Here is an 8,040-nt window from a genome sequence, read left to right as displayed (position 1 = left end):
AGACAGACCGCTATCGCGAGCAAGCTCGCTCCCACAAGTTGATCCAGGTGATCTCGCGACTCAGAAGAAGTTGTATTGAATACCCACCCGCAAGCGCAACTGCCGATCACTGTCGACCGAGTTGACCTTGATGTCACCGACCTCAAAGAACGGTGCCCACCGCTTATCCCATTTGTACTTGACCACGGCATTCTGCTCATAGTCGTCAGTACCGCCGTTGTAACGAATGTAATCGGCATCGAAATAAGTCAGTTGGTATTCATAGGCCCACGGCCCCTGGTTCGCGTAGTTGATGTAAACGTCGTAGCGATGGATCGTCTGGTCGTCCTGGCCATTGTCCGGCACGTCGCGATCGACCCTGTCGCGGTCCAGCTTGCTGACGTCGTAGCGATAGCGACCGGCGATGCTCAGTTCCTTGGTGATTTTGTAGCCCAGGCGCATGCCCATCTTGTAGGTGGTGGATTCCTCGTCGCTTTCCATGGCGAACGAAGGCGTCAGCGTCCAGCGATCATCGATCTTGTGCTGGTAGTTGACAGTAAATTCATGGCCGCTGCCGACGGTGTTGTCGAAGGCGACATCTTCCCGATCCCCGGCGGTCTTGTATTTGAGTTCGCCTTCCAGGCCCACACCGTTATCCAGCCTGATGCCGAATTTGGCGCGGTCGGCGTGCATGCGAGTCTTTTCGGCGTATTGATGGCGAACGTTGATGTAACCGGTATCGGCCTGAACGACAACCGAAGTGAACAATGAAGCGATCGACAAAGCGGTGAGTATCTTTTTCATGTTTTTTATTCTTGTTGGTTGAAATCAATAGTTGGGTTGAACGCCAAATCGCAGGCGAGCGCGTGCGCGCATTGAAACTTGCGGTTCAACGTGTGCTGCGGTTCAAACAGTTACAACGGTTGGGTTACTTCATACGGCGATAGGTATTCGCTGTATGTCGCGACTGGCTTGCACCAGCAAACGTGTGTACTCGTGGGCGGCGCCATCGCTCGTCAGCAGTTGGCTGTCGAGGGTTTCCACCACCCGGCCCTGTTGCATCACCGCCAGCCGGTCACACAAGTGCGCAACGACGGCCAGGTCATGGGTCACCATCAAGTAGGTCAGCCCTTCCTGACGACGCAGATCAGCCAGCAGGTTGAGAATTTCCGCTTGCACCGAGACGTCCAGTGCCGAGGTTGGCTCGTCCAGCAGTAACACCCGCGGCCGCAGGATCAGCGCCCGGGCAATCGCCACGCGCTGGCGCTGGCCGCCGGACAACTGATGCGGATAACGAAAGCGGAAGCTGTCGTTCAAGCCGACCTTGCGCAGGATCTCGCTGACCTTTTGCCCGCGCCCGGTGATGCCGTGGATACGCAGTGGTTCCTGCAGCGCGGCGTCGATGGTGTAGCGCGGATGCAGCGATGCGTACGGGTCCTGGAAAACCATCTGCACAGTGCGGTAGTGGTCCAGCGGCAGCTTGCGCGTCACCGCCCTTGCGGCGATCTGCAACCGTCCCGTCCAATGCTGGTACTGTCCGGCCAGGCAACGCAGCACGGTGGTCTTGCCCGAACCGGACTCTCCCACCAGGCCGAATGCCTCGCCCTCGCCAACGCTCAGGTCGACGTCGTGCAGTACCGCGTTTAGTGCCGCGCCGGTGCCGAAACTGAGGTTCAGGCCGGCGATTTCGATCATGTTCATGACAGGCTCCTCAAGCGTTCAACCAACATGGGTCGCGCTGCAGCACCGGCAGCGTGGCGCGCCGGTGATCCAGGCTTGGCAACGCGGCCAACAGGCCTCGGGTATAGGGATGGGTAGCGTTATCCAGATCGGCGGCGGCAATCGACTCGACCACCCGGCCGGCATACATCACCAGCACGCGGTCGCAGAAATGCCGCACCAGGTTCAGGTCATGGCTGATGAAAATCAGTCCCAGGTCACGCTCGCTGACCAACTCCTCCAATACGTTGAGCACCTGCCGGCGCACCGACACGTCCAGCGCCGAGGTGGGCTCGTCGGCGATGATCACCTGGGGATCGGTAATCACCATCATGGCAATCATGATCCGCTGGCCCATGCCACCCGAGACTTCATGGGGGTACAGGTCATAGACCCGTCGAGGGTCGCGAATGTGTACCTTGCCGAGCATGTCCAGCGCCCGTTCGCGGGCTTCGCGATGGGGCACCTTGTGATGGGCGAGATAGGCTTCGGCGATTTGCTCGCCGACTCGCACCACCGGGTTCAGCGAGTACTTCGGATCTTGCATGATCATCGACATGCGCGCGCCACGAATCGCCTGGATCTGCTTTTCGCTGGCCTTCAGCAAATCGATGTCGGCAAAGCGCAGGGTCTTGGCGGTGACCCGCGCCGTCGGCGGATGCAAGCGCAACAGGCTGCGGCCGACGGTGGATTTGCCCGAGCCGGATTCACCGACGATGGCGAGTTTTTCCCGCCTCAGGTTGAACGACACATCACGCACCGCCAGGGAGGTTTTGCCCGCGTTGCGAAACTCCACGCACAAATCCTGCACAGCCAGTTTTATCTCAGTCATGGGACGTTCCTCAGGATTGGCTGCGGGGGTCGAGGACGTCGCGCAAGCCGTCGCCCAACAGGTTGAAGGCCAGGCTGACCAGCATGATCGCCGCACCCGGCGCCGCCACCAGCCACCAGCTTTCGAGCATGTAGCGCCGGCCGGTGGAGATCATCGCGCCCCACTCCGGCAGCGGCGCCTGGGCGCCGAGACCAAGGAAACCCAGCGCGGCGGCCGTGAGGATGATGCTCGCCATGTTCATGGTCAGGCGGATGATTACCGACGACAGGCACATAGGGATGATGTGGCGCAGGATGATCCGGGTACTCGACGCACCTTGAAGTTGAACCGCGACGACGAAGTCGGCGTTGCGCAGCGGCAGCGTTTCGGCGCGAGCGAGCCGGGCAATCGGCGGCCAGGCGGTGAGTGCGATGGCAATCACCGCATGCTCCAGGCCCGGGCCAAGCGCCGCGATGAAGGCCAGTGCCAATACCAGGCTCGGGAACGAGATGAAGATGTCGGTGATGCGCATGAACAGGCTGTCGACCCAGCCACCGAAGTAGCCCGAGATGGTCCCGACCAACAGGCCGATGGGACCGACAATCACCGTCACCAACAAGACGATGTACAAGGTGATGCGCGAGCCGTACACCAACCGGGCGAACACATCGCGACCGTATTCATCGGTGCCGAACCAGTGCGCGCCGCTGGGCGCTTGCAACGCGCCGGTGAGGTTTTGCAGCAACGGGTCGTGACCGGCGATCCATGGCGCGAACGCCGCAACCACCATCAAGGTCGAGACGACGACCAGGCCGGCAAACGTCATCGGGTTACGCAGCAGAAATCGCAGCAGCCGGGCGGCGCTGGCGACCAGCGCTGCCGTACTCGAAGCGGGCAGCGCGGCACCGCCGGCTGCGCTGGAAGCAAGGGGCAGATTCATTAGCGAGTCCTTGGGTCGAAGATCTTGTAGAGCGCGTCGCTGATCAGGTTCAGCGTCACGAAGATGAGGCCGATCAGCAGCACGCAGGCCATCACCGCGTTCATGTCGCCGAGCAACAGACTGCTCGTCAGGTACTGGCCGAAGCCCGGCCAGGCGAACACGGTTTCGATCAGCACCGCGCCTTCCAGCAACCCGCCGTAGGCCAGCGCGACGATGGTCAGCAACTGCACGCGGATGTTGCCGAAGGCGTGGCCCCAGACGATCCTGCGTTGGGACAAGCCCTTGACCCGGGCAGTGATGATGTACTCCTGGGACAGTTGCTCGAGCATGAAGCTGCGAGTCATGCGGCTGATGTAGGCGACCGAGTTGAAACTGAGGATCACCGCCGGCAGCAGGATGTGCCGCAGCGCACTGCGAAAGGCTTCCCACTCGCCGGACCAGGCGGTGTCGATCAACAGCAGCCCGGTGTGCCTCGGGATCAACCCGTCATAGGCCAGGCCGATTCGCCCGACGCCGCCGGCCCAGCCCAACCAGGCGTAGAAGACCAGGAAAGCCATCATGCCGATCCAGAAGATTGGCGTGGAATAGCCGAACAGCGTGATCAACCGCGCGACATGGTCACCGGCGCGGCCCTGATGAGTCGCCGCGTAGACACCCAGCGGCAGTCCCGCCAGCACGCCGAACAGAATCGCCAGGGTCGCCAGTTCCAAGGTGGCCGGAAACACCCGGGCGATGTCGCTGATGACCGGGTTGCCGGTCAGCAAGGCCATGCCGAAGTCACCGTGGAGCAGGTCGCCGAGGTAGATCGCGAACTGCGTCCACAGCGGCTTGTCCAGACCCAGTTCCTGGTGGACCTGGGCGTAAGCCGAGGCGTCGGCGTCCGGGCCAACGATTGCCAGCACCGGGTCCAGCGGCATCACCCGGCCGATAAAAAAGGTCAGCAACAGCAACCCCAGCAGCGTGACCGCCACCGAGCCGCCGCGCCGGGTCGCCGAAGCGGCCCGGGTGGTCCAGATTGAAAAGGATGCAGTCGACATGTTCATTTCCTGCCTTGGCCTTGAGGCCGTCGATTTCAGCGCTGCTTGTAGACGTCGCGAAGACGGGTAGTGGCGGCGGTGTGGCCGATGTAGTTGCGCACGTCGGCGTGAATCACCACCTCATCCACCATCTGCGAGACCGGCATGATTGCCCCGGCCTGCTGGTCATAGAGGGTCTGGACCTGGGCATACATCTGCCGCTGCCGTTCGGGGTCGCGCTCGCGCTCGGCCTGTTCGATCAGCTGGTTGAGCTGCGGGTTGAAGAACGAAGTGCGCCAGCCCTGAAAGTTGCTCAACTTGGCTTCGCTGCGGTTGTCCGGGTTGTACACCAGGGCCCGCAGGCTCGAATGCGGATGGCGCTCCGCCCCACCACCGCCACGTCCGACGAGGATGTCGAACTGGCGGTCGCGCATCGCCCCATAGATCTGGTTGCCGGTGCCGGTGATGATTGTCGCCTGGATGCCCGCCTGGGCCAGCGTCGCTTGCAGGCTGGTGGCGATGTTGATGAAGGGCGGGTCGGTCAGCGAGCGGATGCTCACCTTGAAACCCTCGGCGTGACCGGCTTCTGCCAGCAGGCGGCGAGCCTCGGCCACGTCCAGGCGATAACCCGGATCGTCCAGGCGAGCCGGCAAACCCAACTGCATCGGGCGCTGGTTGATCACGCCGTAGTGCGGCATCACCACGTCGTTGATACCCTGGTAATCGATCAACAGACGGATCGCCTGGCGCACGCGGATGTCCTGGAACAGCGGCTGTTGCATGCTCATCGCCACGTAGTACAGCGTGCCGCGGGCGATGCTCTGGATGCGCACCGCATCCACCTTGCCCAGCGCCTTGATGTCGGTGGCCGCCATGCCGCGGGCGACATCCAGGTCACCGCGCTCGACCATCAGGCGCAGGGCCTGGGACTCGGTCATGTTGCGCATGATCACCCGGCGCAACTTCGGCGCGCCGCGCCAGTAGTCTTCGTTGCGACTCATCAGGATCACGTCGTTAGCGCGCCAGATATCCAGCTTGAACGCACCGGACCCGGCCGTGTGCGTTGCCAGCCAGGCCGCGCCCTGGTCGTCACCGACCTGATGCTGCAAGGCCACCGAGCGATCGATGATGAACGCGCTCGGCGAGGTGGCCAGGGTGTTGAGTGCCAACAGCGGATCGGTGACGCGCGGCAGTTCCATGACGAAGGTGTGCGGCCCTTCGGCGCGCATCAGCCGGGCGACGTTGTCGGCGGTGAAACCGTAGGCTTTCCAGGTGGACGCCAGGGCGCGGTTGAGGGTGACCACACGTTGCAAGGACCAGGCGACATCTTGCGCAGTGAGCGGCGCACCGGAGTGAAAACGGACGTCGTCACGCAACTGGAAGGTAAGACGCATGCGGTCCGGGCTGACTTCCCAGCTTTTCGCCAGGGCCGGCACCAGCGTGTCCGGCTGCGCCGCGTCCTGCTCCAGGAGCATGTCGTAGACATTGGCGTTGACCTCGGCCACTTCCAGGCCGGTCGCAGCCGCCGGGTCCAGGGACAGCAAGTTGATCATGCTCATGCCCACCACCAATTGGTCGGCGGGCGTTTCGCCTTGGGCCAGGCTGACGGGCACCTGCACTGCGCACAGGGCCACGATGACACACAGCAGCCTGGTCAGGCGCTTGGGCCAGAGTTTCATGGTTCAGTCCTTTCTTATATTTATAAAGACTTGTCGTCCGGGCCGCTCAGCCTCGGACGCGGTGCGCCATCAGTGTCGAGACAAGGTGTTGGCTTCGATATACGCGAAGTTGATGTCCTCGCCCAACCCCGGCCGATCAGACAGATGCACGTAACCGTCGGCATCCATCGGGTCGACAATACTGTTGAGGTGCGCCGGCACTTCCTCGTAATCGAGGAACGGGTGCAGCAGGCCGCGCTCGTACCACCGGCAGTTGCTGATCGCCCCCACCACCGCCAGGTTCGCCGCGCCGTTGCCGTGGACCTCGCAATCCATGCCGAACGACTCGGCCAGGTGCGCCACTTTCAGGCAAGGGCCGATACCGCCGACGCCAGCCACGCCGGCGCGCAGGATGTCACAGGACTTCTGCGTCACCCAACTGGCGCGGCTGTGGAATTTGCCGGCGATGCTTTCCGGGCCCAGCACCGGGATGTCCAGGTTGGCGGCCAGCCAGGCGTAGGACTCGGCGGAGTCTTCCATCATCGGCTCTTCGAACCAGGCGAAATCGAGTTTTTCCAGGGCCTTGCCGATGGTCAATGCATCCATGCGGCTGTACCAGTGGTAGCCATCGAGCATCAGGGCGATGTCCGGGCCGACCGCCTCGCGCACGGCGGCGCAGGCCTGGATGTCCATTTGCGGATTCGGCGCGAAGGAAATCGGCGGCATCCAGGTGTGCAGCTTGATCGCCTTGTAGCCGCGCTTGACGAGCTTTTCGGCGAACTGGCCGTACTCATCCGGCGTCGACAGACCGCCCGGCAAATCGTCGCCGCACATGGTCGAGCCGTAGGCCAGGACTTTGTCACGGTAACCGCCGATGAGCTTGTGCACCGGCAACTTCAGCTTGCGCCCGGCCAAATCCCACAAGGCTTGCTCCACCAGCGCCAGCGCGCGGTCGGTGAACTGGCCGGCGCTGCCGCGCTGCCAGTGCGCCAGGTCTTGCCAAATGCTCTCCCGGTCCATCGGGTCGCGGCCGATCAGCACCTTGCGCACGAACGATTCGATGATGTGTGGACGAATCAACTCGGGCGTACCGAAGGCGTAACCCTGCGAGCCATCGTCGCAGCTGATGCGCAGCAGGGCCATCTTGATCATGACTTCATCGCCTGGATGGGCGTGGCCGGCGCTGTCCTGGGCGCGACGCGACGGGGTGGAAAAGATTTCGACGTGAACGCCTGTGATTCTCATAGGAAGGAGCCACCGTGTGGTTATTTTTATTTGTATGTCGTCATACAACATGACGGATTATTTGTACGTTTACTCGGAGCTGTCAAGCCTGGTTATCAGCTAAATATGAGGTTTATTCGGATTAGCTCTATTTCCGGAAGATGACAACTTGAAATGTCGTCATACCACGCCACTTGCCCTCGCTGATGACCAGCTCGTTCCCCTTGGGAAATTCTGGCTACAGTGACGTGGCCCATTTGTGCCCGCCTTGTGGAGACCGGTATGAAAAATTTCACCATCGAGCGCATCGACCACGTCGTCCTGCGCGTGACGAACATCGAGCGCAGCCTCGCCTTCTACACATCAGTGCTCGGTTGCGAACTGAAGAAGCGGCGGGACGATCTGGGGTTGGTCCATCTCGGCGCCGGTGCGTCGATGATCGATCTGGTGGATGTCGAAGGGCCGCTCGGCCGTCAGGGTGGCGCGGCTTCCGGCAGGCAGGGGCACAACGTCGACCACTTCTGCCTGCGCATCGAGCCGTTTGATGAACAGGCCCTGCTCGCTCACCTGGGCGCAGCCGGGCTGGATGTCGAGAAGGCACAGATGCGCTATGGCGCGGAGGGGCAAGGCTGGTCGATCTATTGCCTCGACCCGGATGGCAACCAGATCGAGTTGAAGGGGCCGGGGGGGGGG

At 62.3% G+C, this 8,040-nt stretch carries 8 protein-coding genes; 1 reads left to right on the top strand and 7 read right to left on the bottom strand.

Translation table 11 applies throughout. The features are described from left to right. Positions 1 to 60: 60 nt before the first annotated feature. The 7 genes from ACE04F_RS09355 to ACE04F_RS09325 form a co-directional block, all read right to left on the bottom strand. Complete coding sequence (locus ACE04F_RS09355) at positions 61 to 783, bottom strand: oligogalacturonate-specific porin KdgM family protein (protein ID WP_486106116.1); 723 nt, start codon at positions 781 to 783, stop codon at positions 61 to 63. A 129-nt stretch (positions 784 to 912) separates the two neighbouring features. Further along, on the bottom strand, positions 913 to 1,680 hold the full coding sequence (locus ACE04F_RS09350) for an ABC transporter ATP-binding protein (RefSeq protein WP_486106114.1): 768 nt from the start codon (positions 1,678 to 1,680) through the stop codon (positions 913 to 915). Positions 1,681 to 1,690: 10 nt separating this feature from the next. Next, on the bottom strand, positions 1,691 to 2,530 hold the full coding sequence (locus ACE04F_RS09345) for an ABC transporter ATP-binding protein (protein ID WP_486106112.1): 840 nt from the start codon (positions 2,528 to 2,530) through the stop codon (positions 1,691 to 1,693). 10 nt (positions 2,531 to 2,540) lie between these two features. After that, the gene (locus ACE04F_RS09340; RefSeq protein ID WP_486106110.1) at positions 2,541 to 3,449 is read right to left on the bottom strand and encodes an ABC transporter permease; all 909 of its coding nucleotides are present in this window, start codon (positions 3,447 to 3,449) and stop codon (positions 2,541 to 2,543) included. Further along, entirely contained in the window at positions 3,449 to 4,486 is a 1,038-nt protein-coding gene (locus tag ACE04F_RS09335; protein ID WP_486106108.1) for an ABC transporter permease, read from the bottom strand. The genes ACE04F_RS09340 and ACE04F_RS09335 overlap by 1 nt, the downstream gene beginning before the upstream one ends. Before the next feature lie 35 nt (positions 4,487 to 4,521). Continuing rightward, positions 4,522 to 6,144 (bottom strand): ABC transporter substrate-binding protein, encoded by a 1,623-nt coding sequence (locus ACE04F_RS09330; protein ID WP_486106106.1) that lies wholly within the window; start codon positions 6,142 to 6,144, stop codon positions 4,522 to 4,524. A 69-nt stretch (positions 6,145 to 6,213) separates the two neighbouring features. Further along, positions 6,214 to 7,368, bottom strand: coding sequence for a mandelate racemase family protein (locus ACE04F_RS09325; RefSeq protein WP_486106104.1), 1,155 nt, complete (start codon positions 7,366 to 7,368; stop codon positions 6,214 to 6,216). Between the two features lie 261 nt (positions 7,369 to 7,629). On the opposite strand from ACE04F_RS09325, the gene ACE04F_RS09320 reads away from it, so the two are divergent. Then, positions 7,630 to 8,040, top strand: a 411-nt coding sequence (locus ACE04F_RS09320; protein WP_486106103.1) for a VOC family protein, incomplete at its 3' end; no start/stop codon positions are given.

The sequence above is a fragment of the Pseudomonas sp. AGC41 genome, from assembly GCF_057334555.1.
The sequence above is the reverse complement of the archived record's forward strand: the minus strand, read 5'-3'. Positions and strand labels throughout refer to the sequence as shown.